24 protein-coding genes are annotated in these 26,158 nt (G+C 61.2%); 12 read left to right on the forward strand and 12 right to left on the reverse strand.

What is annotated here, in order from left to right:
* Nucleotides 1-59: 59 nt before the first annotated feature.
* A complete protein-coding gene (locus ACX80Q_RS04495; protein WP_459329325.1) occupies nucleotides 60-1,658 on the forward strand; it encodes an ABC-F family ATP-binding cassette domain-containing protein in 1,599 nt (532 codons plus the stop codon).
* A gap of 35 nt (nucleotides 1,659-1,693) precedes the next feature.
* Here ACX80Q_RS04495 and ACX80Q_RS04500 read toward each other — a convergent pair whose 3' ends face one another.
* The 4 genes from ACX80Q_RS04500 to ACX80Q_RS04515 form a co-directional block, all read right to left on the reverse strand.
* A complete protein-coding gene (locus ACX80Q_RS04500; protein ID WP_459329326.1) occupies nucleotides 1,694-2,185 on the reverse strand; it encodes a YbaK/EbsC family protein in 492 nt (163 codons plus the stop codon).
* 63 nt (nucleotides 2,186-2,248) lie between these two features.
* A complete protein-coding gene (locus tag ACX80Q_RS04505; protein WP_459329327.1) occupies nucleotides 2,249-3,142 on the reverse strand; it encodes an SURF1 family cytochrome oxidase biogenesis protein in 894 nt (297 codons plus the stop codon).
* A gap of 3 nt (nucleotides 3,143-3,145) precedes the next feature.
* The gene (locus tag ACX80Q_RS04510) at nucleotides 3,146-3,385 is read right to left on the reverse strand and encodes an acetone carboxylase (RefSeq protein WP_459329328.1); all 240 of its coding nucleotides are present in this window, start codon (nucleotides 3,383-3,385) and stop codon (nucleotides 3,146-3,148) included.
* A complete protein-coding gene (locus ACX80Q_RS04515; protein ID WP_459329329.1) occupies nucleotides 3,382-3,846 on the reverse strand; it encodes a DUF3099 domain-containing protein in 465 nt (154 codons plus the stop codon). Before ACX80Q_RS04515 ends, ACX80Q_RS04510 begins: the two co-directional genes overlap by 4 nt.
* Nucleotides 3,847-4,034: 188 nt before the next feature.
* Here ACX80Q_RS04515 and ACX80Q_RS04520 point away from each other — a divergent pair, with 188 nt between their 5' ends.
* Nucleotides 4,035-4,769 (forward strand): beta-ketoacyl-ACP reductase, encoded by a 735-nt coding sequence (locus tag ACX80Q_RS04520; protein ID WP_459329330.1) that lies wholly within the window; start codon nucleotides 4,035-4,037, stop codon nucleotides 4,767-4,769.
* 141 nt (nucleotides 4,770-4,910) lie between these two features.
* Nucleotides 4,911-5,651, forward strand: a complete 741-nt coding sequence (locus tag ACX80Q_RS04525; RefSeq protein WP_459329331.1) for an SDR family oxidoreductase — start codon at nucleotides 4,911-4,913, stop codon at nucleotides 5,649-5,651.
* 127 nt (nucleotides 5,652-5,778) lie between these two features.
* Here the strand turns inward: ACX80Q_RS04525 and serB are convergent, their stop codons facing one another.
* The gene (serB, locus tag ACX80Q_RS04530) at nucleotides 5,779-6,687 is read right to left on the reverse strand and encodes a phosphoserine phosphatase SerB (RefSeq protein WP_459329332.1); all 909 of its coding nucleotides are present in this window, start codon (nucleotides 6,685-6,687) and stop codon (nucleotides 5,779-5,781) included.
* A 95-nt stretch (nucleotides 6,688-6,782) separates the two neighbouring features.
* Between serB and ACX80Q_RS04535 the strand changes: the two genes are divergently transcribed.
* From ACX80Q_RS04535 to ACX80Q_RS04560, 6 genes are all read left to right on the forward strand, one after another.
* A complete protein-coding gene (locus ACX80Q_RS04535; RefSeq protein ID WP_459329333.1) occupies nucleotides 6,783-7,568 on the forward strand; it encodes an ABC transporter ATP-binding protein in 786 nt (261 codons plus the stop codon).
* A 40-nt stretch (nucleotides 7,569-7,608) separates the two neighbouring features.
* Entirely contained in the window at nucleotides 7,609-8,388 is a 780-nt protein-coding gene (locus tag ACX80Q_RS04540; protein WP_459329334.1) for a sulfite exporter TauE/SafE family protein, read from the forward strand.
* A complete protein-coding gene (locus ACX80Q_RS04545) occupies nucleotides 8,385-9,200 on the forward strand; it encodes a TrmH family RNA methyltransferase (protein WP_459329335.1) in 816 nt (271 codons plus the stop codon). Before ACX80Q_RS04540 ends, ACX80Q_RS04545 begins: the two co-directional genes overlap by 4 nt.
* Nucleotides 9,201-9,212: 12 nt before the next feature.
* Nucleotides 9,213-9,674: a peroxiredoxin gene (locus ACX80Q_RS04550; protein WP_459329336.1), complete on the forward strand. Its 462-nt coding sequence runs from the start codon at nucleotides 9,213-9,215 to the stop codon at nucleotides 9,672-9,674.
* A gap of 96 nt (nucleotides 9,675-9,770) precedes the next feature.
* Nucleotides 9,771-10,025 (forward strand): type B 50S ribosomal protein L31, encoded by a 255-nt coding sequence (locus tag ACX80Q_RS04555; RefSeq protein ID WP_459329337.1) that lies wholly within the window; start codon nucleotides 9,771-9,773, stop codon nucleotides 10,023-10,025.
* Between the two features lie 152 nt (nucleotides 10,026-10,177).
* Nucleotides 10,178-11,239, forward strand: a complete 1,062-nt coding sequence (locus tag ACX80Q_RS04560; RefSeq protein WP_459329338.1) for a lipoate--protein ligase family protein — start codon at nucleotides 10,178-10,180, stop codon at nucleotides 11,237-11,239.
* 12 nt (nucleotides 11,240-11,251) lie between these two features.
* Here the strand turns inward: ACX80Q_RS04560 and pepN are convergent, their stop codons facing one another.
* The 4 genes from pepN to glgC all read right to left on the reverse strand — a co-directional run bounded on the left by pepN (nucleotide 11,252) and on the right by glgC (nucleotide 17,914).
* Nucleotides 11,252-13,870, reverse strand: a complete 2,619-nt coding sequence (pepN, locus tag ACX80Q_RS04565) for an aminopeptidase N (protein WP_459329339.1) — start codon at nucleotides 13,868-13,870, stop codon at nucleotides 11,252-11,254.
* A gap of 74 nt (nucleotides 13,871-13,944) precedes the next feature.
* On the reverse strand, nucleotides 13,945-14,991 hold the full coding sequence (locus ACX80Q_RS04570) for a YeiH family protein (RefSeq protein ID WP_459329429.1): 1,047 nt from the start codon (nucleotides 14,989-14,991) through the stop codon (nucleotides 13,945-13,947).
* Between the two features lie 56 nt (nucleotides 14,992-15,047).
* The gene (locus ACX80Q_RS04575) at nucleotides 15,048-16,487 is read right to left on the reverse strand and encodes an SDR family NAD(P)-dependent oxidoreductase (protein ID WP_459329340.1); all 1,440 of its coding nucleotides are present in this window, start codon (nucleotides 16,485-16,487) and stop codon (nucleotides 15,048-15,050) included.
* Nucleotides 16,484-17,914, reverse strand: coding sequence for a glucose-1-phosphate adenylyltransferase (gene glgC, locus ACX80Q_RS04580; protein WP_459329341.1), 1,431 nt, complete (start codon nucleotides 17,912-17,914; stop codon nucleotides 16,484-16,486). The genes ACX80Q_RS04575 and glgC overlap by 4 nt, the downstream gene beginning before the upstream one ends.
* Before the next feature lie 104 nt (nucleotides 17,915-18,018).
* Between glgC and glgA the strand changes: the two genes are divergently transcribed.
* Nucleotides 18,019-19,221 carry a glycogen synthase gene (gene glgA, locus ACX80Q_RS04585; protein WP_459329342.1) on the forward strand — a complete coding sequence of 401 codons (1,203 nt, stop codon included), beginning with the start codon at nucleotides 18,019-18,021 and terminating at the stop codon, nucleotides 19,219-19,221.
* A 1-nt stretch (nucleotide 19,222) separates the two neighbouring features.
* On the opposite strand, the gene ACX80Q_RS04590 is transcribed toward glgA, so the two are convergent.
* Nucleotides 19,223-20,965, reverse strand: a complete 1,743-nt coding sequence (locus ACX80Q_RS04590) for an HNH endonuclease signature motif containing protein (protein WP_459329343.1) — start codon at nucleotides 20,963-20,965, stop codon at nucleotides 19,223-19,225.
* Between the two features lie 524 nt (nucleotides 20,966-21,489).
* Here ACX80Q_RS04590 and ACX80Q_RS04595 point away from each other — a divergent pair.
* Both ACX80Q_RS04595 and ACX80Q_RS04600 read left to right on the forward strand, forming a co-directional pair.
* Nucleotides 21,490-22,275, forward strand: a complete 786-nt coding sequence (locus ACX80Q_RS04595) for a DUF6318 family protein (RefSeq protein WP_459329344.1) — start codon at nucleotides 21,490-21,492, stop codon at nucleotides 22,273-22,275.
* A 26-nt stretch (nucleotides 22,276-22,301) separates the two neighbouring features.
* Entirely contained in the window at nucleotides 22,302-23,189 is an 888-nt protein-coding gene (locus ACX80Q_RS04600; RefSeq protein ID WP_459329345.1) for a hypothetical protein, read from the forward strand.
* 76 nt (nucleotides 23,190-23,265) lie between these two features.
* Here the strand turns inward: ACX80Q_RS04600 and ACX80Q_RS04605 are convergent, their stop codons facing one another.
* Both ACX80Q_RS04605 and ACX80Q_RS04610 read right to left on the reverse strand, forming a co-directional pair.
* Nucleotides 23,266-25,341 (reverse strand): acyl-CoA dehydrogenase family protein, encoded by a 2,076-nt coding sequence (locus ACX80Q_RS04605; RefSeq protein WP_459329346.1) that lies wholly within the window; start codon nucleotides 25,339-25,341, stop codon nucleotides 23,266-23,268.
* Nucleotides 25,338-26,093, reverse strand: coding sequence for a TetR/AcrR family transcriptional regulator (locus ACX80Q_RS04610; protein WP_459329347.1), 756 nt, complete (start codon nucleotides 26,091-26,093; stop codon nucleotides 25,338-25,340). Before ACX80Q_RS04610 ends, ACX80Q_RS04605 begins: the two co-directional genes overlap by 4 nt.
* Nucleotides 26,094-26,158: the final 65 nt, after the last annotated feature.

The following is a 26,158-nucleotide window of genomic DNA, read 5'->3' on the forward strand; positions in this document are numbered from 1 at the left end:
CCGCAAGGGCTCAGGATTCGTTTCGCGGCACATACCCGCTTACGTGAAAGGTTACTACGTTGATATCGGTCCAAGACCTTGAGTTACGTGCTGGAGCGCGCCTGCTCATGGACGAAGTATCATTCCGCATCGACAACGGTGACAAGATCGGACTTGTGGGCCGCAACGGTGCCGGCAAGACCACCCTGACACGTGTTTTGGCCGGTGAAGGACTGCCCGCAGGCGGCAAGGTCACCCGCACAGGTGAGATCGGCTACCTGCCGCAGGATCCGCGCACCCCTGACATGGAGCAGTTGGCCAAGGACCGCATTCTTGCCGCGCGCGACATGGACAAGGTCATCACCAAGCTGCGCAAGGCAGAACATGACATGGCCAGCGACGACGACGCCATCCGCGACAAGGCGATGCGCCGCTACGACCGCCTCGAGGCCGAATTCCTGGCTGCCGGCGGCTATGCAGCCGAGGCCGAGGCCGCAGCCATCTCCTCGAACCTGGCATTGCCCGAGCGCATCCTGAACCAGCCGTTGAAGACCCTGTCCGGTGGTCAGCGCCGTCGTGTGGAGCTTGCTCGCATCCTGTTCTCAGGTGCGCAGACAATGCTCCTCGATGAGCCCACCAACCACTTGGATGCCGACTCCATCGCCTGGCTCCGGGACTTCCTCAAGAGCCACAATGGTGGCTTGATTGTGATCAGCCACGACACCGAGCTGTTGGAAGCCACGGTGAACAAGGTCTACCACCTTGACGCCAACCGCGCCACGATCGACCAGTACAACCTGGGCTGGAAAAAGTACCTGGCCCAGCGTGAAACCGACGAGCGTGCCCGACGTCGGGAACGCGCCAACGCCGAAAAGAAGGCCGGCGTCCTCATGGAGCAGGCCAATAAGATGCGCGCCAAGGCCACCAAGGCCGTTGCCGCCCAGAACATGGCCAAGCGGGCCGAAAGGCTGTTGGCCGGACTGGAGGAAGTGCGCGCCAGCGACAAGGTTGCAGCGCTGCGCTTCCCGGATCCCTCGCCCTGTGGCAAGACTCCTCTGATGGCGGAAGGACTGAGCAAGTCCTACGGATCCCTGGAGATCTTCACCGATGTGAGCCTTGCCATTGACCGCGGCTCCAAGGTGGTCATCTTGGGCCTCAACGGTGCCGGCAAGACCACCCTGTTGCGCATGCTGGCCGGCGTTTCTAAACCTGACACGGGCGAGATCATTCCCGGTCACGGACTCAAGGTGGGCTACTACGCCCAGGAGCACGACACCCTTGATGTCAATCGCACAGTGCTGGAGAACATGCGCTCGGCCGCCGGCACCATGAACGACGCAGAGGTTCGCGGTATTTTGGGTTCATTCCTGTTCTCCGGCGACGACGTCAACAAGCCTGCAGGTGTTCTCTCCGGTGGTGAGAAGACGCGTCTGGCCCTGGCCACCATCGTGGCCTCCAGTGCCAACGTGCTGCTGCTCGATGAGCCCACCAACAACTTGGACCCCGCCAGCCGTGCGGAAATCCTGGGCGCCCTGAAGAACTACACGGGCGCCGTTGTCCTGGTCAGCCACGACGAGGGAGCCGTTGCGGCCCTTGACCCCGAGCGTGTTGTGTTGTTGCCCGACGGCGACGAGGACCTGTGGAACCCCGAGTACCTGGACCTCATCACCCTGGCCTGATATTCCTCAGCATGACCAACTGCCGTGTGCTGACTTCAGCGCACGGCAGTTTCTGTTGCCGCTGTTGTTGCCAGAAGTTGTTCATAGCTGATGGACAGCATGGCCTGGTGGCTTCCCGCCCCGGCCCACAACACTGGGTATTGTGCCAATGAGGTGTCTAAGAAGGTGCGGATGGGTGTTGGGTGGCCCAGCGGTGCCACACCGCCCACCGGCTGTCCGGCATGTTCTAGGACAAAGTCCGGCGTTGCCCGGCTGATCTTTGCCAGGCCGTGCTCACGGGCCACCAATTTGACGTCCACCTTGGCGGCCCCGCTGGCGAGAATCAGGAGGGGAGCGCCGCTGCATTCAAAGATCAGGCTGTTGGCAATGGCGCCCACATCACAGCCCAGGACGGCTGCGGCGGTGGCAGCGGTGGCCACCGAATCCGGCACCTCTATGACAGTGTCGGCAAGCCCTGCCGCAGCCAGGGCTGCGCGCACCTTCTCAACAATGGGGTTGCGGTTATCTTTGTTTGTCTCAGTGCTCACGCCTGACAGTCTATGACAAGACTCACAGTGTGGCATGCTGATGCCCGGTTCGTGGATCGGGTCCTAGAAACCCTGGGAATCGAGAAGCGCGTCCTCGGCTTCCTCGGCCGTGGGCCGAGCGCCCGGTTTCTTATTCGTGGGCAGCCGGCGCGGGTGGAACGCTGAGCCCCGCCCGTACATTTCCTCCACGGGAACACCCGATTCTTCCGCTTCAAGGGCGTCGAATTCGTCGTTGCGTCGCTGCATCCTGGCAGCGTAACCAAAGCCCACGAAGGCCAGGACACCGAAGGCTATCCACTGCAGGGCATAGCTCAGATGGGAGCCTTCATCGATGGACGGGGCTGGAAACGCCACAGGATTGCTGGCGGCCGCCGGTGTTTCGGTGGCCAGCTGGCCGTAGGCACCGGTCTTGATGGGATAGTCCAGCTGGGCTGCGTAGTCGTTGAGTTCAATCGAGGCCAACTGCCCAGCGGGGGCGCCACGGTCAAGTTTTGGCTCAACAGGCTTCAGCCGTGCCACCACCGTGACAACTCCGCTTTCGGGCTGCGGGACAACGTCCGGGTGGCCGGGCTGCGTGTAGCCAATGGGCAGCCAGCCGCGGTCAATGATGACGGTGTCGCCATTTTCCAGTTGCAAAGGCACCAGCACCTCGTAGCCGGGGGCGCCATTGAGTGGTCGGTTGCGAACCACCCGCTGGTCGGCTGTTTGATAGGTGCCCTTGAGCCGGACCTGTGTCCACTCTCTGGCCGGGTCCAGCGCATCAAAGTTGGCCGCCACGGCGTCGTAATCCACAATGGCGCCGGAATAGTTGTTTTGAATCTTGGTGATGTTCTCAACCACCGCATTGCGGCGGTTCATCTGCCAGTTCCCCAACGCCACACAGGCCAAAGCAAAAACGAGGGCTAGGGCGAAGTAGCCAACCCAGCGGCTGGAGAAAAGAAATTTGTACGTCTTCATGAACTAGGCGGAATCCTTAGGGCTCATCGGCAGAGTTTCCTTCCACAGCGACCGGCTTTGGAGGTAGTCCTCCAGCCAGGCCACGTGGTCGTGGCAGGCCAACCAGATCTTACGGCGGTCGGCTGTGTGAATCTTGGGATTGTTCCAGAGCAGCTGCATGGTGGCCGCCTCGCGGCAGCCCTTGCGGGAACAGATGGCTGCCTGGGGCGCCTCCTGGGCGGGCAGCAAATCAAAAATATTCACGGCGTGTGCTCCTGCGCGTCCAATGGTTCAGTCTTGACGTATTCGGCGGGGGCATCGACGTCGGGAACTATTTCCCCGGCAAGCACCTCGTGGGCGGCCGCATCCTCTGCAGCGTCAGCACCGGCGTCGACCGCGTACATGGGCGCATCATCGAGGAGGTCAACCGTGTCCTGGTGGGCGATATCTGATCCGCCGTTGGCAATCACCACTGCCACCCACGGAAGAATCACCGCGCCAATGACGGGAATGATTTTGAACCAGCCATCGAAGACAAAAATTGAGGCCAAACACACCATGCGGATACCCATGGCGGTGGCGTATTTCACCATGCGCTTGCGCATCTCGTCGCTGTGCGCCACTGCGGCATTGGTTATGGCGGGGACGTCGGCGGCAGGTGCGCCATGGCGGAACTTGCTGCGCCGGCCGGCACCGAACATCGGCGTAGCTGATTGCTCTTTCATCACACTCCAAGGGACCCTCCCATTCTCTCACTGCGGCTGTGCACAACCAAAAGCCAACTGTGTGCCCGCGGACCTTTCACCGTAGGATTCGTTAACAAGAGCGAATTTCGATGGGCCGGACGGATTCCAGGAAACGGAACCGCGACGGCTGTTACAACAATGAATGTGTTACAACAATGGAGGAATACATGAGTTCAGCGCAGGGCGCCGAGCGCCAGGGCCGCAGCGTTTTAGTCACGGGCGGCAATCGCGGCATTGGCCTGGCCATTGCACAGGCATTTCTGGCCAACGGCGACAAGGTTGCCGTGACGTATAGGAGCCCCTCCGAGCTGCCCGACGGCATCCTGGGTGTCCAGGCCGATGTGACCGATGCGGCGTCCATCGACGCAGCGTTCACCGAAGTTGAGGCGGCCCACGGGCCTGTTGAAGTACTCATCGCCAATGCCGGCGTCACCAAGGACACCTTGCTGCTGCGCATGAGCGAAGATGACTTCACATCCGTCATTGACACCAACCTCACGGGGGCGTTTAGGGTCATCAAGCGCGCCTCCAAGGGCATGATTCGGCTGCGCAAGGGCCGGGTGGTGCTCATTTCCTCAGTGGTGGGCCTGTACGGTTCGGCCGGGCAGATCAACTACGCGGCCTCCAAGGCCGGATTGGTGGGTATTGCCCGTTCGCTGACCCGTGAACTGGGTTCACGCGGCATCACGGCCAACGTTGTGGCACCGGGTTTCATCAGCACCGACATGACAGCCGCTCTGCCCGAGGACACCCAAAAGCAATACCTCGCCAGCATCCCGGCCAAGCGCTTTGCCTCCGCCGAGGAAGTTGCCAATGTGGTCCGGTGGGTTGCCAGCGACGAGGCCTCCTATATCTCCGGGGCAGTGATCCCCGTTGACGGTGGCCTGGGCATGGGCCACTAGGACCCACCCTGCCACTCCCATGCGCAGGGCGCCGTACTCGGTAGTAGCCGGGCGCGCCGATAAGATCGTGCAGGAGCGTTTCGTGTGGGGCTGCCCGCACAGTTTTTTGACTATTTTTTGCTAAACCTAAAGGAAATATTTATGGGAAAGCTTGACGGAAAAACAGCCATTGTCACCGGATCCTCACGTGGCGTGGGTGCAGATGTTGCCAAGTTCTTGGCCGCGGAAGGCGCAGCAGTTGTGGTGAACTACCGCCAGAAGGCCCCGCGTGCCAACAAGGTTGTTGCCCAGATCATTGAAGCCGGCGGCCGTGCAGTTGCCGTGGGCGCGGACCTCACCACCCAGGAAGGCGTCCAGGCCCTGGTCAGTGCCGCACTGGAGAACTTTGGCTCCCTGGACCTGGTGGTCTTGAACGCTTCGGGCGGCATGGAAAGCGGCATGGCTGAAAACTATGCCCTCATGCTCAACCGTGATGCCCAGGTCAACCTGTTGAATGCGGCCATGCCCGTCATGCCGGCCGGATCCCGTGTTGTGTTCGTCACCAGCCACCAGGCGCACTTCATTGAAACGGTGCCCACCATGCCCGAGTACCTGCCGGTGGCCAAGAGCAAGCGTGCCGGTGAGGATGCTCTCCGTGCCTTGATCCCCAACCTGGCTGCCGAGGACATCTCGCTAGTGGTGGTTTCAGCGGACATGATTGAAGGCACCGTGACGGCAACCTTGCTGGACCGCGCCAACCCGGGCGCCATCGAGGCCCGCCGCGCCGAAGCCGGCCGCCTGTACTCCGTGGCCGAGTTTGCTGCCGAAATCGCAGCTATGGCAACAGCCGATGTTCCCACGGGGCACACCGAATACGTCGGCGGAGCCGACTCCTTCAAATAGGCAACAGCCCTGCCTCCTTGGTGAGCAGGGAGCAAAAAAGGCCCGGGCCGGGTGAACTGCTGGATAGCAGGGCACCCGGCCCGGGCCTTTTTCTGTGAAATTGCTCTGGGGAAAAGCGTATGGCGCCCTAGATGTTGGCCAGCGCCAGCGCCACGTCCAGGTTGGGCAGGTTGATCTGGGCGTCGGCGGCCTGGCGCACAGCAGGTTTGGCGTTGAAGGCAACACCCAGTGCTGCCGCAGCCATCATGTCCAGATCGTTCGCGCCGTCGCCGATGGCCATGGTGGCGTCCTGGGCAATGCCGGACTCCCCGCTCCAGGTGCGCAGCTGCACGGCCTTGGTGGCGCGGTCCACCACAGCGCCCGTGATCTTGCCTGTCAGGTGGCCGTCCACGATTTCAAGATCGTTGGCCATGGCGTAGTCCAGGCCCAGCCGCTGTGCCAGGGGTGCCAGGATCTGCGAGAAGCCACCCGAAACGGCCGCCACCACGTGTCCGGCAGCCTTGGCTTGGGCCACCAGGCGCTCGGCGCCCACGGAGAGCACGATCTTGGCCCCCACGTCCGCCAGGACGCTTTCGGGGAGTCCGGCCAGCGTGGCCACCCGGTGGTGCAGGCTCTCGGCAAAGTCCAGCTCTCCGCGCATGGCCGCCTCTGTGACCTTGGCCACCTCGGCCTCCGTGCCGGCATGCGCGGCCAGCAGTTCAATGACTTCCTGCTGGATGAGCGTGGAGTCAACATCCACGATGATGAACTTGCGTGCGGCGTTCCGCAGGGAATTGGGCACCACGGCCGTGGTGATGCCCTCGGGCGTGGCCGTTGACAGGGCCCTGCGCAGGGAGGCGAGTGCTGCACGGGCTGTTTCGGCGCTGGTTTCCTGCGTGCAGGACAGTTCAAAGCTGGCGGCAGTAAAGCCGGGGTGGCTCTGGCGGTCTTCGGAAACGACTGTGCAGCCATTCGCGGCGAGCACTGCGCGGACCTGGTCCAGGGCGTCGGGGGAGAGCGTTTGGCCATAGCTAACTGCGGTGTATGAGGAGGGCATGAATGCATTCTAGCGAAACAGCGCCAGTGTCCGCTCATGACTCAAGGACGTGCTGGTTAGCGTTGGCTGCCTTTAGTGTCATAGGCTCCTTGTCTATGAGTGAAGTTCTGGGTTTGGCCGGTGTCAGCGTGGTCCGCGGCACTAAAACATTGTTGGACAACGTCGACTGGCGTGTTGCTGATGGTGAACGGTGGGTGGTTCTTGGCCCCAACGGCGCCGGCAAGAGCACCCTGCTGCAGATCGCGGGCGCCCGCATGCATCCCACACGCGGTGTTGCAGGCATCCTGGATGAGGTTATGGGCGCCGTTGACGTCTTCGAGCTTCGCCCGCGGATCGGCCTGGCCTCCGCGAGCTTAGCCGGGCAGATCCCTGAGCTGGAAAAAGTTCTCAACGTGGTGGTTACCGCCTCCTACGGCGTCACGGGCCGCTGGCGCGAAGACTATGAACGCGACGACGAGCGCCGCGCGTTCGGCCTCTTGGAAGAGTGGGGCGTTTCCACCTTCTTCAACCGCACCTTTGTGTCCCTCAGTGAAGGTGAGCGCAAGCGCGTGCAGATTGCCCGCGCCCTCATGAGCGACCCCGAACTGCTGCTGCTGGATGAGCCCGGCGCGGGCCTGGACCTTGCCGGCCGCGAAGGTCTGGTGCGCCGCCTCAGCGAGCTGGCTGCCGATCCGCTGGCCCCCTGCACCGTCCTGGTGACGCACCACCTGGAAGAAGTTCCCCCGGGCTTCACCCACGCACTGCTGCTGCGCGACGGCGGCGTGGTGGCACAGGGCCCCATCACGGATGTCCTGACGGAGGAAAACCTCAGCACCACCTTTGGCCTGCCGCTGGCCGTCACCAGCAACGACGGCCGCTACACGGCAACGGCACGCAACTAGTCCGGCGTCGACCTTTTATGTGTCAGTGGAACCAGGCTAAATGAACGCGCTCGAATCATTCTTCATCCTGCTGGGCGGGCTGTGGGCTGGCACCATCAACACTGTGGTGGGTTCCGGAACCCTGGTCACCTTCCCCATCCTGATTGCCCTGGGCATCACCCCTGTCATGGCCGTGGTCAGCAACGCCATGGGCCTGATCGCCGGGGGAGTCTCCGGGGCCTGGGGTTACCGCAGCGAGCTGCGGGGCATGCGGCACAACCTGGTGCGGCTCCTGCCGGCCTCATTGTTGGGCGGCATCACGGGCGCCTACCTGCTGCTCCACCTGCCGGAGCGGGTTTTCCTGTTTGTGGCGCCCGTCTTGATAATTGTGGCCCTGACGCTGGTGATCTTCCAGCCGCGCCTGCAGGCGGCCATCAAGGCGCGCCGGCAGAACGCCCCCAGCACCCGCTCCCATGACGTACTGATGGTGCTCCTGGTGTTTCTGACCGGCGTGTACGGCGGCTATTTTGTGGCCGCCCAAGGCGTGCTGCTCGTGGCGATTCTGGGCATCTTCATGAGCGGCACCTTGCAAAACGCCAACGCCGTCAAGAACGTTTTGGCGCTGGCGGTGAACTGTGTGGCAGCGGTTTCCTACCTGCTCTTTGCCCCCGACAAGATCATTTGGGCAGTGGTTGGGCTCATTGCCGTCAGCTCCCTGGCTGGCGGCTTCCTTGGCGCCAAAATTGGCCGCCGTCTGCCACCGCTGGCCCTTCGCGGCGTCATTGTGACCCTTGGCCTGGTGGCCCTCTACTTCATGGTGATGAAACTGGTACATGCATGATCGTTCACATTGACGACGCCGCCGATCCCCGGGTCAGCGACTATTTGTCCCTGACCGATGTGCAATTGCGCAAGGTGAAGGAGCCCGCCGAGGGCTTGTTCATCGCCGAAAGCTTGAAGGTGATCCGCCGCGCGCTGGCAGCAGGCCATCAGCCACGGTCGTTCTTCATGACCGAGCGGTGGCTGCCGGATTTGGCGCCCGTGTTGGCTGCTCACCCACACATCCCTGTTTTTGTGGGCACGGCAAAAATTCTGGAAGAGATCACCGGCTTCAACCTGCACCGCGGCGCCATGGCCGCCATGCACCGGCCCGATCCCGTCAGCATCCCCGAGCTGCTGGCCGGCGCGCGCCGCGTGGCGGTGCTGGAGGACGTGGTTGACCACACCAACATTGGGGCCGTGTTCCGCTCGGCCGCTGCCCTAGGGGTCGACGCCGTGCTCGTCACCCCACGCTGTGCTGACCCGCTCTACCGCCGCAGCATCCGGGTCAGCATGGGCACCGTGTTTCAGGTGCCCTGGGCCAGGTTGCCGGAGTGGCCGGCGGGCATGGACCTGCTTCATGAGGCCGGATTTACGACGGCGGCGCTTGCCTTGAAGCCCGATTCGCTCACGATCCATGAACTTGCCGCCCGCAACGACAGCAAACTTGCCCTCATCCTGGGCACCGAGGGCGACGGACTGAGTGCCGCGACGCTGGCCCAGACCGAGTACACCGTCATGATCCCGATGTTTTCAGGGGTGGACTCACTCAATGTGGCGGCGGCCAGTGCCGTGGCTTTTTTCGCCACCCAGCCAAGGCACAAGATGGCCTAGTAGTGTGAAGCCATGAAGATTGGTGAGAAGGTAGCGGATTTCGAATTGCTGGATCAACATGGCACGCCCCGGCGGCTCTCGGAGCTGGTGGCGGACGGGCCCGTGGTGGTCTTCTTTTACCCACTGGCCGGCAGCGGCGGTTGCACGCAGGAAGCGTGCCGCTTCCGCGACATGGAGGCGGAATTCGCCGCAGCCGGTGCCTCACTGGTGGGCATCAGCACGGACTCGCCGGCAAGGCAGTTGGCCTTTGCCACCGAAAACAACTTCAGCTACCCCCTGCTGAGTGACACCAAGGGTCATGTGGCAGACCAGTTCGGCGTCCGGCGCCGCTTGCTGGCCAGAACGCTGCCCACCAAGCGGGCAACATTCATCGTTGATGAGGACCAGATTCTGCAGTTCCAGGTAGCCAGTGAAACGAACATGGATGTCCACGCCGACCGTGCGCTGGCGGAACTGGGCGTGCGGGCTTGGTGATTTGGGCCCGACCCGGTAAAGTTTCTAGCTGGTCCTAGTGGCCAATCCATTTCATCAGTCTGGCAAAAACCAGACGATAACACTCTGAGGTTTATAGTGAAGCAGAACATCCACCCCAAGTACGAAGCAATCGTTTTCAACGACTTGGCTTCTGACACCAAGTTCCTGACGCGCTCCACCGCGACTTCCAAGAAGACCATCGAATGGGAAGACGGCAACACGTACCCCATCATCGATGTTGAAATCTCCTCAGAGTCGCACCCGTTCTACACGGGCAAGCAGCGCATCATGGACAGCGCCGGCCGTGTGGAGCGCTTCAACGCTCGCTTCCAGGGCTTCGGCAAGAAGTAATACTTCTTACCCCCAGTTTTTCCAACTGACCCGCAGAAAAGGTCGAAAAAACGCGTTTTTGACGCGATTTTCGACCTTTTCTGCGGGTCAGTTCTTGTTGGGGCGGAGTGCTGCTTTTGCGCATCCAATCCACTACTGGAGATGATGGAGCCATGGTTTCTTTTCTTCACGGCGAATACAAGGTTCATGGCGGCAAATTGGTGGTGGTCGACTGCAGTGTGGTCGACGGATTGCTGCACAACGTGCGCGTCAGCGGTGACTTCTTCCTTGACCCGGACGAGGCGCTCGATGACATCAACGCCGCGCTGACCGGGCTCTCCGCGGATCTGCCAGCGGCTGCGCTGAGCGACGCCATTACGGCCGCCTTGCCTGCCAACGCCGTGCTGTTTGGCTTCTCCGCGGGAGCTGTTGCCGTGGCCGTGCGCCGCGCCCTGACCAAGGCCACCAGTTGGCTGGACCACGACTGGGACATCATTGCCCCCACCGTGCTGCCCACCGCCATTAATGTGGCCCTGGATGAGGTACTGACCGAGGAAGTGGGTGCCGGCCGCCGCAACCCCACACTGCGCTTCTGGGACTGGGACGAGCCGTCCGTGGTCATCGGCAGCTTCCAGTCAGTGCGCAACGAACTGGACGCCGATGGCGTGCTCCGGCACGGCATCACGGTGGTCCGGCGGATCAGCGGCGGCGGCGCCATGTTCATGGAGGCCGGCAACTGCATCACCTACTCGCTCTACCTGCCGCAGAGCCTGGTGGACGGGCTCACCTTCGAAGACTCCTACAAGTTCCTCGATGACTGGGTACTGGCAGCCCTGGAAGCCGTTGGTGTGCAGGCTTTCTACGTTCCGCTCAATGACATTGCCACTGATCTTGGCAAGATTGGTGGCGCGGCACAAAAGCGCCTCAGCAATGGCGCCATGCTCCACCATGTGACCATGAGCTATGACATTGACGCCGAGAAAATGGTGCAGGTGCTGCGCATCGGCAAGGAAAAGCTCTCCGACAAGGGCCACCGCTCTGCCAAGAAGCGGGTGGACCCCCTGCGCCGGCAGAGCGGCCTGAGCCGTGCGGAAATCCTGAACGTCATGAGCGGAATGTTCACCGACCGTTACGGCGCCCATCCCTCAGTCCTCCGCGAGCACGAACTCGCGGAGGCGGCACGGCGGGTGGAGGCCAAGTTCGGCACTGAGGAATGGCTGCTCAGGATTCCCTAGCTGGGTACCCGGCTAGAGTGCCTGCACCCTGAGCGAGCGCAACAACTGATCGCGTTGTTCCAGCACAATGCGGCGAAGCCCCGTGGGAGCATCGCTGTGTTGATCCAGCCACGCATCAGTTCGCTGGATCACCGGATGGCTGCCTGGCTCTGTGCCGGCAGTTAGCTGCTGCCGTGCAGGATAGAGCCCGCGCACAATGCGCCCCGCAATTTCCAGGCTGCGTCCAGTCCAGACGTGATTGATCGCATCAAAGTAGGGTTCCTCAAACGGCTGGAGCATGGAGCTCGGGGCCATGGTGAATCCGGCGATGGTGGCGCTCAGCAACTCATTGCTCAGGCCGGTTCCCTGGACCATTTGCTGCCACAGCAGGTTTTTCTGTTCCGCGTTGGGGAAGGCCGCGGCGGCGGTGCAGTGGGCTGCCCGGAACTCGGCGGTGGTGTCAGCGGCAAGTTCAGCATCGAGTTCGGCCATGGTTGCGGTTCCCCGGGCAGCCAGGGACTGCCACAGTTGCCAGCGTAGATCGCCATCCAAGGTCAATCCGTCAGGCACGTCCACGCCATTCAACAATCCCCTGATACGGCCCACCACCGCATCACTGCTGCGTCCCACCACGGCCAGGGCGCGTGCCCACACCAGCTGCCCGTCGCTGCCGGGCAGGGCGTCAGCAAGGTGCTTCACAACGCCGGAGGTGAGCAGTTCCAGGGCCGCTGCGTGAAGTTCCGGGCGAGTGTACTGATTCAGGGCATAGCAGGCATTGTCCACCAAGGTCTGCAACACACTGATATCTGATTCAGTGCCGCTTTGAGCCACCACGGCCCCGATGTAGCTGGTAGCTGGCAGGAGGGCGTCCCGCGTGGCATTCCACAGCGCGGACCACACCAAACTGCGGGACAACGGATCACTGACGGCCCCGGCGGAGGCAAGCGCGGTGGTGAGGGATCCGGCGTCGAACCTTATCTTGGCGTAGCTGAAGTCCTGATCATTGAGCAGGACCATGTCCGGGGCGGGCAGGCCCGCGGCGGCACCGACCTCCGTCAGTTCACCCAGGACATCCAGGGTGAACGAATGGCCGCGCTCCAAGGTTGCGCCGTCGTGGTAGAAGAAGCCTACGGCCAACCGGTGCGGACGCAGCGCACTTTTCCCTGTCACGGGATCCACCGCCTCCTGCGCAATGCTGAAGGAGGTGACCCTGCCGTCCTTGACTGTCACCATGGGAGTCAGCGTGGACATGCCGGAGGTCTGCAACCAATCGTTGGTCCATGAGCTCAGGTCACGGCCGGAGGCGGCGCTGAGGGGCTTGAGCAGATCATTGAGCGAGGTGTTTGAGTAGGCATGGGAGGCGAAGTATTCGCGCGAGCCGGCCACGAACGCGTCCTGGCCAACGTAGGCCACCAGCTGTTTGAGCACCGATGCGCCCTTGGCGTAGGTGATGCCGTCAAAGTTCGCCTTGGCGGCTTCCACATCGGCGATGTCCGCCGCGATGGGGTGGGTGGTGGGGAACTGGTCCTGCACATACGCCCACGCCTTGCGCCGGCTCGCGAACAATGTCCACGACTTTTGGCCCCATTCGGTGGCCTCTGCGACAGCCAAGTGTCCCATGAAGTCGGCCACGGATTCCTTCAGCCACAGATCGTCCCACCAGGCCATGGTGACCAGATCGCCAAACCACATATGCGCCATCTCGTGCATGATGGTGTTGGCCCGCTGTTGATAGGCGGTGTCCGTGGCCCGGGAGGCGTGCAGATACGTTTCGGTGAAGGTCACCAGGCCCGGATTTTCCATGGCCCCAAGATTGTATTCGGGCACGAAGGCCTGATCGTACTTGCCAAAGGGGTAGGGGTAGTCAAAGAGTTCGTTGAAATACTGCAGCCCCTGCTTGGTGACCTTGAAAATTTCTGCCGCATCAAAGTGCGGCGCCAGGGAGGCCCGGCAATAGGCTGCCAGTGGGATGTCCAACCTCTTGCCTGCGTGGGAATTCTCCGGGCCGAAGACCATGGATAAGTGGTCTTCCACCTTGAAGTATGGGCCGGCCAGCACGGTGGTGATGTAGGTGGAGATGGGTGCTGTGGGTGCAAAATCCCAGAGGCTAGTGGGCTCGCCGCCAGGGGTGGCCTGCTGCTGGCTCACGACGCTCTGGTTGGAAGCCACTTGCCACGCCGATGGCGCAACAACGTGAAACGTGAAGGGCGCCTTGAGATCGGGCTGCTCAAAGTTGGCAAACACCCGGCGTGCATCCGAGGGCTCAAATTGCGTGTAGGTGTACGTTTGGCCGTCGGCTGGATCCACAAAGCGGTGCAGGCCCTCGCCGCTGGTTGAATACGCCGCAATGGCGTCCACGGTGACCTCGTTTTCCGGGGCCAGCGCCGGCAGGTGGATTCTGGCGCCATCAACAACCTGTGTAAGGTCCAGTTTTTCGCCATTGAGTACCACCGATTTCACCGCCAAACCCATGAAGTCCAGAAATGTGCCGCCGGAACTGCTGGCCGAAAAAGCAATGGTGCTGCGTGTGGGGAAGCCCTGCACGCTCGGGTCCTGGACCTGGCTCAGGTCAAGGTGCACGTCATAGTGGTGGACGCTCAATTGCGACTTACGGGCGGCCGCTTCGCTGCGGGCCAAATTAGAATTCAACACCCCGCCATTTAATCACGGCTTTGTTGCCCGCCTCACACCACAGCTGTTCCGGGCGGCTGCCTCACCGGCTGATTTCAGGCTGGCATGAGGTGAACGGCGCCAAACGCCAGGGTGGCGATGAGAGCCCACGCGCACATGGCCATGACGGTGGCGCGCAAGCCAGTGTCGAACAGTTCGCTCACCCGCACACTGGAACCCAACCCAAAGAGGGCCGCACCGAGGGCAATGTCTTGGGCTAGGGCGCCGGCTTCGATGGCCCCGTGGGACAACCAACCGGTGGAGCGCAGGGCGGCCATGAGCAGGAATCCAATAACAAAGAGCGGCACCACCGGAGGGAATCGCGGGGCTGCTGCGGTTTCACCCGTCACGGCATTTTGGGTCTCCTGGGCAATCCGTGCCTTGGTGTGGCGCCGGCGTTCCAAGACACCCGCCACACCCACAATGGGTGCCAGCAGAATCACGCGCGTTAATTTGATGACGACGGCGGCACTCAGGGCCACAGCTCCTGCCGTCTGGGCAGTAGCTACCACCTGGCCCACGTCGTGAACGCCGGCCCCCACCCACTGGCCAAACTGCAACGCATTGAGTCCCAGTGGGGTCATCAGAAGCGGCAAAATGCCGATGGCCAGGGTGCCGCACAGGGTCACCAGCGCCACGGGCAGCACCGTGTCCTCGTGCTTGGTGCCCCTAACGGCGGCCATGGCCCCGATCGCCGATGCCCCGCAGATGGAGAAACCCGTGGCAATCAGCAGCGGCGCATCGCCGTCGAGCCTAAATAGTTTTCCCAGGGCATAAGTGCCGGCAAAACTGAGCAGCACCACCGCGGCCACCAGGAGCACGCTGACCCAGCCAAGATTCACAATGTCGCCGAGGCTGAGTTTGAGGCCCAGAAACACGATGCCCACCCGCATCAAGTGTTTGCCCGCAAAGTTCAGGCCTGCACGCCACTGTCCCTGGCAGAGCCTTGACGTTCCGGGGACATTGACCGCTGCAATGCCAAGGACGACGGCGATGGTCATGGCGGGCAGCATCGGCACCAGGGCGTGAACCAACAATGAGACGCCCACTGCCAAGAGCGCCACCGCAAGCCCCGGGGCGAGCTTGCGGATGTTGGACAACAAGGCAGCTACCTTGGGGTTGCCGCCTTCGTTGCTTTTGTCGGAGCTTGCTCCGGCCGCTACCACGGACTGGGCTTGTAGTCCTTGAGGAAGACCCCGTACTGGTCCTCGCCGGATTCGCCCATCACGATTGGATCGTAAACCCTAGCGGCACCGTCAACCAGGTCCAGCGGCGCGTGGAACCCCTCTTCGGCCAGCCGCACCTTGGTGTAATGCGGCCGTTCGTCGGTGATCCAGCCGGTGTCAACGGCAGTCATGAGGATACTGTCAGTCTCCAGCATTTCCTTGGCGCTGGTGCGGGTGAGCATGTTCAGCGCTGCCTTGGCCATATTGGTGTGCGGATGCCCGGGACCCTTATAGGCGCGGGAGAACTGGCCCTCCATGGCAGAGACGTTGACAATGTATTTGCGGTGCGCCGTGGAGGCCTTCATGGCAGGGCGCAGCCTTGAGACGAGCAGGAAGGGCGCCGTCACGTTGCAGAGCTGGACTTCCAGCATTTCCAGGGGATCCACCTGGTCCACCACCTGGGTCCAGCTGTTGATCGTTGCAACATCGGGGACCAGTCCGCCGGCGTCGATGGCGGTGCCAGCTTCAATGCGGTCCAGGGAGGCCGAACCCATGGACAGTGCCAGGGCGGCAATCTCGTCGCCGGCCAGCTGCGGGTGTTCCATCATCTGGGTGGCCAGAGCCAGCGGGTGTTTGTCATGGGCGTGGCCGAAGGTGAGTAGTTCAGGCATGGGTGAGTCGGTGGGGAGCTCTTCCAGCTCGGCGTCCACCAACGGCTTGTATGCGTTCCCTGAGCGGCGTACCGTCTGGGCGGCATTGTTGATGATGATGTCCAGTGGCCCGGCCTCGTTGAGGGAGTCGGTCAATGCCACCACCTGGGTGGGGTCACGGAGGTCAATACCCACAATGCTCAGGCGGTGGATCCACTCGCTGCTGTCCTCCATGGCGGAGAACCGGCGTGCGGCATCCTTGGGGAATCGTGTGGTGATGGTGGTGTGGGCGCCGTCGCGGAGCAGGCGCAAGGCAATGTACATGCCGATCTTGGCGCGGCCGCCGGTCAACAGCGCCCTCTTGCCGCTTAAGTCTGTGCGGGCGTCACGCTTTGAGTGGTTGAAGACAGCGCAGTCAGGGCACAGCTGGTGGTAGAACGCGTCAACCTGGGTGTAGGGCTGCTTGCAGATGTAGCAGGGGCGGGGACGCAAAAGCGTCCCCGCCGTGTCGCCAGTGGTTGACGGCTTGAGTTTGTTGCCGCGAGTTTCATCGTCTATGCGGTCCGGGGCCGCCGTGGCAGTCTTTGCAAGCACTGCCTTGTCAGCCTCATTGACGGCGTCGCGCTTTGCCGTGCGACGGTACCGCTTGACTGCCTTGAACATCTTTCCTGTGGCCCGGCGAACCAAGACATAGTCGGGATGTTCTTCGTCATAGACATGGATGTTCTCCAAAACTTTAAGACAATTTTGGATTTCTTCGGGTGTTAAGTCAGGGGCAGTCACCCCATAATTTTAGCCTCTTCGGCTGAGGCAATTGACCGAATCGCTGAGACCTGGTTCTGCACAGCCAGGTCCACGGTTTCCTGTGACACTTGTTCGTGGCCAACGGCCAGTGCCAGTGCTTCAGGAATTTCGGCCGCGGCAGCCAAGGCAAGTGCCCGCTCCGCCTCATCGGGTGCCGGAACAATTTGACCCTTGCTCAGCACGGTGAGGCCGGACTCGGTGATGAGGAATCCCCGCGCCCTGTCCAGCTCCGGGTCAACGCCAATCGTTGCGCCGGACGGGACCTTGACGTTCTTGTCAATGATGGCCCTGCGCACAATGGCGCCTGGGCCCACAATGACCTTGTCCATCAAGACTGAATCTTGAACACGGGCACCCTCGCCAACAAATACGTCATTGGAAAGGACTGAGTTTTCCACCACGCCACCAGTAACAACAACGCCTGGTGCAACGATGGAGTCCAAAGCGGCCCCCACCGAATTGTGCTCGCCCCGAACAAACTTGGCGGGCGGTGAAACCGTGCTGCGTGTGTAGATGGGCCATGCGCGATTGTATAGATTGAAGATGGGCAGCGGGGAGATCAGGTCCATGTGGGCGTCGTAGTAGGAGTCGATGGTCCCCACATCCCGCCAGTAGTTCCTGTCCCGGTCCGTGGCATCGGGGATGTCGTTGGTGGTGAAATCGTAGACGTAGGCTTCGTCACGGTCCACAAAGTAGGGAATGATGTCCCCGCCCATGTCATTCTTGGTGTCCTTCTTGGCGGCATCTTGTTCCAGGGCCTCAACCAGGGCGTCGGCGTCGAAAACATAGTTGCCCATGGACGCCAGGAATTGGTCGGGGGCGTCCGGAAGGCCCGGAGTTGATTCGGGCTTCTCCACGAAGGCGGAAATCTTGTGGGCGCCGATGGCACCAGGGACTTCAGCGTTGTCAATCTCGATGACGCCGAATTGGTCGGCCAATTCCAAAGGCTGGCGTACCGCGGCAACTGTGGCGCGGGCACCGGACTTAATATGGCTCTGAACCATCTGCTCAAAGTCCATGCGGTAAACATGGTCGGCGCCAACCACAACAACAATGTCCGGTTCGGCGTCGCCAATGAGGTTCAAGGACTGGTAAATGGCGTTTGCGCTGCCCAGGAACCAGCTCTTGCCGCGTCGTTGCTGTGCTGGAACGGAGGCAACATAATTGCCCAATTGTGTCGCCATGCGCCAGGTTTCGGAAATGTGTCGGTCCAAGCTATGCGATTTGTATTGTGTCAATACAACAATCTTCAAGTAACCGGAATTTGCCAGATTGGACAAAGCAAAATCGACCAAGCGAAAACCCGCAAAAGGTACTGCTGGTTTGGCTCGGTCAGCTGTCAGGGGCATCAGTCTCTTGCCCTCACCGCCTGCCAAAACTATCGCCAAAACCTTCTTTACTGACATGTTTCAACCTCCCACAGCTTCACTGGTGCTCTTAACTGTGCCCCGTAAGGTTCACAACAACTTCACACTAGAACAATTTCGTCCGCACAGACTACCTTGAGTATGTGCGTATAGATATTGTGACAAAAGAGTTTCCGCCCGAAATTTACGGAGGGGCCGGTGTGCATGTTGCCGAGCTCAGCCGCGTCCTTGCTGAAAAGGTTGATCTGCGTGTTCATGCCTTCGGTAAAGAGCGCGATGCTGACTTCCATGGTGCAACCGTTACCTCGTACTCGGACCTGCCGGAATTAGCCCATGCCAACGCCACAATTCAGACGTTGGGCGTTGATCTGCAGGTAATTCCAGCCATCGCCGGCTCGGATTTGGTCCACTCGCATACGTGGTACGCCAACATGGCCGGCCACGTCGCCTCCTTGCTGCATGGAATTCCACACGTTTTGAGCGCCCACAGTTTGGAGCCCTTGCGTCCCTGGAAGGCTGAACAGCTCGGTGGCGGATACGCGGTGTCTTCTTGGGTTGAGAAGACGGCATATGAAGCGGCGGCAGCCATCATTGCTGTTTCCGACGGCATGCGCCAAGACATCCTGCGCAGTTACCCGGATGTTGATCCGGCCAAGGTGAAGGTGATTCACAATGGCATTGACGTGGCCACCTGGCAGCGCGATGAGAACGACGACGTAGTGCGCTCCCTTGGCATTGATCCTGACCGCCCCAGCGTGGTTTGGGTTGGGCGGGTTACCCGCCAAAAGGGTGTGCCGTACTTGTTGAAGGCTGCGGCCGCCTTGCCGCCGGAAGTCCAACTTGTGTTGTGTGCCGGTGCCGCCGACACGCCGGCCCTTGGTGCCGAGGTCAACGCCCTCATCGAAGGCTTGAAGGCCGAACGCGACGGCGTCGTTGTCATTGAGCGTATGTTGCCGCGAGCAGAGCTTGTCCAGGTTCTGAGCCACGCAACCGTTTTTGCGTGCCCGTCCATCTACGAACCCCTGGGGATTGTGAACTTGGAAGCCATGGCCTGTGGCGCCGCGGTTGTGGCCAGCGCCACCGGTGGAATTCCTGAAGTTGTGGCCCATGGCGAGACTGGGTTGCTGGTTCCGCTGGAACAGGTCAGCGACGGAACAGGGACCCCGCTGGATCCGGAGAAGTTTGTTGCTGACTTTGCCGCCGCCATGATCGAGGTTGTCAATGATCCTGCCCGTGCCCGCATCATGGGTGAAAAGGGCCGCCAACGAGCCCAAGATCATTTCTCTTGGGAGTCGATTGTGGAACAAACCCTTGATGTCTATAGGAGCGTCCTTCCGCAGGAGTAGCTCAACCGCTGCCATCATTGTGCTCCACTCTTGATTTGTTGAAGGCCCCGGTTTGTTGCTCGGGGCCTTCACTGCGCTTGGCAGCAGGGCCTGCCTGCGACGAGGGCGTCCGACCATTTGGGTCCGGGCCACTGCTGCCAGATGCTCCGCGCATGTTCTCTTCATCGTCCCGGATAAGTCCGTGATGGAAGTAGTTCCGGCGGGGGGTCTGACTCGGATCAAGGAGATACGGGGCCGTGAAGTAGGGCGTGCCGTTCTTGAGTGTCACGCTCCAGTCGCTGTGGTGCAGGAGAGAATGGTGGTAGCTGCACAACAAGACTGCGTTGTTGATGTTGGTATCGCCCCCGTTCTGCCACGGAATGATGTGGTGGGCCTCGGTCCAGTGCGCGGGGATGGTGCAATCGGGGTATGCGCAGCCCAGATCCCGGGCGAACAGAATTTTCCGCTGGACCGGGGTAAACAGCCGTTGCGTACGGCCCACATTGAGGATGGTCTGTCCTTCACCCAGATAGAGGCGGGTAACGTCCGGGTCGCAGAGTGACTGGTCAAAGAGGTGCAAGGGCACTGGGCCGCTGTAGGGTGTGAAGGCTGTCCCGGCGCCATCGCTGCGTTGGATGTCCGCTTCGCTGGTTGTGATGATCAGTTGCGTTTTTAGGCCACCGTTGAGCGGCAGCTTCCCAGTCCGGGCCGCAAGTTTCACGCAGTCTATGAGCCCGTCCAATAGTTTCTGCGCACGGGTTCGGCGATCCTTGACTGCAGGGTCGGTGCTGTTGGGGTCGATTGGATCCAGTCCGTCCAGCTCTTCCCACGACTCTGGGCGGGGGATACGCACGCCGTCGACAACCCATGAATTGTCACCGCTGTCCACGCCATGTTGGCCACTATCGTGGTCTGCAGGGTTGGGATTCTGCTCAAGCCCAGGTTCAACCTGCTGCGCTGAACCTTGTGGCGGGTATGGTGCTGCGGACTGTGCTGGTGATGCGGCCGGCGCAGTGGGTGGCGTCGATGAAGCGGGCGCTTGGGTCGAGGTGCCGAACAGATCCAAAATCTCGTCCAGCAGCTCAGAAGTTGTTTCTTCAGACTCAGCTGGACCTTTTACCGGACCGGACTCGTGCTCATTGTCCTCGCTGGGGTTGATAGCCCCGTGCTTGTTCGGGTTGGTAGCAGTTCCTATGGCGGCCATGAGGTGTTCGTATTGCTCAATGATCATGTGACCGTCGAAGTGAATCAAACCACGACGGGGCTTGCGAAAGAAGACACCTTGTTTGGCAATTAAGTCGCCTTCGGTGGGCTTTTGGCCGTCGGGATCCAGATGCGCCATGATGCGGTTGCCTGCGTGTCGAAGAAAGTCCGGGTCCGCTTCCTGTCCTGTCCGGACCAGACTGGCTTGCACCTCAAGAGCGCGGTCATCTGTGATTAGACCCGCCTTAGCAAGCCCTTGTGCTTCTTCAACGAAGTTGGAGATCATCAGGGCTTGATCTTCGGAAAGCTCGGCGTGAAAAAATGCGTCACCGACGGTGCCTTGCAGAGCAGGAGAGATGTTGCCGGTGATGGTGTCCCTCAGCGGCAGTAGTGTTTCACTCAAGCGGATTCTGCGACGGGCCTCGGTGGCACTGATCTTGGCCGACTGAACCAGCAACGCCACGGGTGCATGGACTCCGGTTTGCAGAAACCGGCCAGCCGCTACGCGCTGCGCCAATTCTCCGGCGACCTGGACTGTCAGTGCCTGCTGAAACCGGCCCAAGCGCTCCAAGTCCTTTGCCCACTGGACACATTCGCTGTCTGTCAGCGATCCAACGTTCAGGCCAAAAGGCGGAGCTGGCTGACTTTCCGGGCCGCCAGCAACGGCGGCGGTTCGTGTTTCAGCTAAGTGGAAGCTGTTCGTCGCTGCCTTGATGATGGCGGATGCAAGGTTGATGAGCTGGTGAATGTGTTCACCAACCCGTGGTTCTCCTGCTGTGGAGTCCGAGATTCCCGGCTCCCTTGCCGTTGCTTCCATACATATATTCTAAATCGAGGCACTGACATTCACGGCCGGATTCTGCCATCTGTGGGTAATTTCGGCCTTCGCCCGGCCTGTGCACTAACAAGGGCGGTTGCCGCACGATTGCGACCTTGAAGCCATGACAACTCGGTGACAGCTTCATTGGATTGTGGATAACTTCTGGCACGTCTTGCCTGTGGCGTGTAGCTTAGTACCAAGCCACCGGGCAGTGACGTTAATGGCTACGTTTACCGCCTACTCAGCACTCACAGCAGGGGTCGGCGATGAGGGATTGCCACACAACAAGGAACAGCTCCAGCATCTGCACCAAGATTGGGCGACTCCAGGGTTTGTCACCCGCGGTTCGAGCCGCGCCGAGTCCAGACGGCAGGACTCGACTGTGGTGGGCTTGCCGATTCTCACGGCAGTACCTTGTGGCCGCGGCAGTAAGCGCATTGCTTGTCCTGAGTGGATGCAGTCCATCGCCGCCGGGCACCGGTGCAACCACACCACCCGGGAGCGGCAGTGCCAGCAGCGGTATCCCGACTCCGGCCGCCACCACGCCGGCGCCCACTACTGTTGCTGCATACCAGCCGGCCACGGCCCAAGGTCCTGCCCAAAACGTACCCGTACCCGTGCTCCCGGAAAAGGCCAAGGAATTCAGCAAGGAAGGCCTGATCGCCTTCACCGAATACTGGTACGAGACCCTCGGCTACGCTTTTGAAACTGGCGATCCAGCTCCTATGATGGCAATCAGCGACCCCGGGTGCCGTACGTGTGAGGCCATGAAGAAGAGTGTCATTGCGGGCCATTCCGGTGGGAAATGGATAGTGGGAGGGAAAATGGTTATTGGCACTCCGGCTAGTTCATTTGCTCAGACGGCAGAGGGAAACTATCAAGCCATCACCATGGCACGGCAGGAACAGGTCAAATTCTTCAAGGCGGATAAAACCCTGTCGAAAGACCTCGGAGTCACTATTGCTGAGGGGGACATTCTTGTGGGAGTGCGCCAAGACGGACGTTGGGTGGCCACGACGGTTGAGCACCTTGATGGAAACAAGGGATCGTGAGTCCGCGATCAGGCCATTCGTGGACAATGACAATCATTCTATGTGTAGGACTTGTCACGGTCCCCAACGCGTCGTTCGCCTCCGACTATGGAGACGTCGAAGTTGGCTGGGGAAATAACGACGTTGAATCAGGAGCCTGGGGATTGATCCCGGGTTCCGATGGACTGCTCGAACAGACCCCTTCTGTCGGACCTGAAGACAAGTACCTGTATGAGGCTCGACTTGCGTGTGCCGACGGTGACAGCGTCATCTTCACTGCATGTGCCCAAGTGATGCCTTCCTGTTCGACTGGCACTGGCAGTGACCAGGGCAAGCCGGGTGTAGCAATATATTGGTACCGGGCTTCGAAAGCTAGCCCTTCGGTCTGGACATATTTGTCAGGGCCGGAATGCGTCTACGGTGAGAAGCCACGCGACATCCTTGCCGAAATTGCGGCGGCAATTGCCCGCGAATTCCAGCGGACACCCGTGGCGCCCGCCACGATCGGCAGCCAGCCGGGACCCCACACGCTGCGCGGCGAGGAAACCAACGTCTATGCCGACGCTGCCACCCAATCGTTCGATCTGACCATGCTCGGCCAGCAGGTCACCATCACCGCAACCCCGGTGGCCTACACATGGAACTACGGCGACGGCACCATTTGGGGCCCCACACCCCACCATGGCGCGCCCCTTCATGAAGACAGAATCGGTGAACAGACTCAAACCAGCCACATCTACACAGCAACGGGGCGGCTCGGTATCACCGTCACCACCCATTTCGACGGAACTTACAGCGTCAATGGTGGGCCCCAGCTTCCCATTCCAGGGCAGGGCAACATCCCCTCGGCACCACTTGGCCTCACCGTCTGGCGCGCGGAAACACGACTCTATGCAGACGACTGTCTACAAAACCCCAGCGGCGTGGGTTGCTAGTTAAGCAAAGATGCCCGACGGCGGCACCCGGGTTGGGCGCCGCCGTCGAGCATGAGATCAAGCATGAGAAAAGGGGTTACGCCTTGGAAGCCAGTTTGGCCTTCTGGATCAGCACCTTCTCATCAACGGGGCCGGCGGAACTTGCCCGCAGGGTGCGGTAGTAGTCGCGGGCCTCGTCCTGGCGTTCACGCTCAATGCCAGTGGCAATCGTGGCGCGCAGGTGCTCGGGGCCGTAGCCAAACGCGTCCACCAAGTCCAGGGCGTGTGGACGCAGTTTGGCCAGCACCCGGTTGATGTAGGGGGACAGGGTGCGGGCCCTTTGCATGGAGATGCGGCCGTTCATCAGGTACCAGTCCAGGTGCTTCTCGATCAGGCCCAGGCCGAACAAGTCGCGCAGGCGTGTCAGTACCTTCTTGGTTCCGGCGTCAGAGACACGGTTCAGGGCACTTGTGAATGCCTCCCATTGAAGCAGCTCGGCATGGGCGCGGGCAGCCTCAATGAGCTCATTCTGGTGGTCGTTGAAGACGGCTGCACCCTGCTCCTTGGGCAGCTTTGCGGCTTCCTTGAGCGCGGCAGCAACGTCGGCCACCATGGTCTGCACGCGGTCGGCGAGCATCTGGCGCTGGGTGTCCTCGTCCTTCAAAGCCTTGGCGGACTTTTGCGCGGATCCTGTATCGGCAACAAATTGTGCCACTTGGCGCAGGCCGGTCTTGTTCAGTGTCAAGTCAGCTGCCTGGCCAACAACAAACCGGGCCAGAATGCCAAAGTCCAGGTTGCGGAATTCCTTGCTGTAATCGGCCAGCAAACGCTTGGCTACCAGCTGCAGCAGGACCGTGTTGTCGCCCTCGAAGGTCACATACACATCGAGGTCTGCACGCAACGAGGTGAAACGGTTCTCCACCATGAAACCCGCGCCGCCGCATGCCTCGCGGCACTCCTGGAGTGTGTCCAGGACATGCCAGGTGCTCATGGACTTCAGCGCCGCAGCCAGGGTTTCCAAGTCTTGGCGGTCTTCGTCGGTGTCATGCTTGCCGGAGAACACGTCGTCGAACTTGATGAGCAGTTCCTCGTGGGCAAACGCGGCCGCGTAGGTGGTGGCCAAGAGCGGCAGGAGCCGGCGCTGGTGACGCTGGTAATCCAACAGGACCACTTCCTCTGTGTCCGAGGCCGCGTTGAACTGGCGGCGTTCGGTGGCGTACTGAATGGCAATTTTCAATGCCACTTTGGAAGCGGCCACGGCGGCTCCATTCAAGGAGACCCGGCCCTGCACCAGGGTTCCCAGCATGGTGAAGAAGCGGCGCCCCGGGCTGGTGATGGGGGAGCTGTAGCTGCCATCCGCCGCCACGTCACCATAGCGGTTGAGCAGGTTGGTGCGCGGCACGCGTACATGATCGAAGGCCAGCCGGCCATTGTCGATTCCGTTCAGGCCGCCCTTGATGTTGTCATCCAGGCCCTGAATTCCGGGCAGAAACTCCATGGTGGCAGGGTCACGCAAGTCGACGTAGAACGCATGCACGCCATGGTTAACGCCCTGGGTGATCAGCTGGGCAAACACCACCGCAGCCACACCGTGAACGGCAGCGTTGCCCAAGTATTCCTTCCAGGCGGCCGCGAAGGGTGTGTTGATAACAAATTCGTCGGTATCGGCATCAAAAGTGGCCGTGGTGGCAATTGCGGCGACGTCGGAGCCATGGCCAATTTCCGTCATGGCGAAACTGCCTGGAATCTCCAGATTCATGATGCCCGGCAGCCACTTGTTCTGGTGCTCCTCGCTGCCAAGGTGCATCACGGCCGAGCCAAACAGGCCCCACTGGACCCCGCCCTTGATCTGCAGGGACGGATCGGCAATGACCAGTTCCTCAAATCCGGCAACATTGCCGCCGTGGTCATCACTCCCGCCAAGCCTCGTGGGGAACGCCCTGTGCACGCCATCTTGCTCAACCAGGATGCCCAACTGCTTGAAAACCCGTTCGCGGTGCTCGGTGTGGCTCAGCCCCTCTATCTTGTGCAGCTCGGGATTTCCGGCCAGTTTCCGGGCGTCCAAACGAACCTGCGCCCACCTGCCAAGCAACACTTCACCGAGCGCCGCAACGTCAACTGTTGCGCCGTCGTCGTGAGCTGCGGGAGAAACTGGTGTCATTACATCGGTCATGATTTTCCTTCTGCTGCGGTTACTGATTGTTGGGGCGCGGCGGTGGAGATGAACTGCCCCACGCCGTCGAAAAGCCACGCCGAAATCTGTTCGGCCATGGCGGTGGCTGCTGGTTTGCTGGGATCCTCGGGTGCCTGGAGCCACAATTCGCCCGCGGTGCGCACCAGTCCGATCGCGGCCGTTGGCCAGTAGCCCATCAGGGGCGACGCCGGATCGCCCACCAATTGCTGCATCGGCTCGGCGATCATGGCTGTCACGGAATCGAAAAAGCCGCTCAATTCCCCTGAGGGCCGGGTGTCGCCGTCGGTGGGAATCGTGGCGAAAAAGTACACATTGGGTGAGGTTTGGGCCATCTGCAAATAGGCGCTGACCATGGCCGTCACGCCCTCCCGCGGCTCGCTTGCCCCTTGCCGGGCGGCAGCGATGGTGTCCTGCATGTGCCTGATGACCACGGCTCCCACGGCGTGGCGGAGTCCCGACTTGTCGCCGAAGTACCTGTAGAACACCGACTTCGACGTCCCCGCGTTGGCTGCAATGTCCTCCATGGAGGCGTCGGCGCCGAGCTGGTGGATGGCCCGGCGTGCCGCCTTAATCAACGCACGACGCCGTTCCTCACGGTGCACATCCCACCTCGCCGAACGCCCATCCACGGATGCTGAGCCGGTGGCTGGGTTTGGCTGTGGCGCGGCTCCGCTGCGGCCGGCCGCTGGGGCGGCTGTGGGTGCCCCGGACTCTTGTTGTAACGTGTTCACGATACTCAGCGTATCAGGTACGCTGAGTATCAGTAACAGACGGCGTTCTACCAAGAGAGAGCTTC

It is taken from the genome of Arthrobacter sp. HLT1-20, assembly GCF_054510895.1.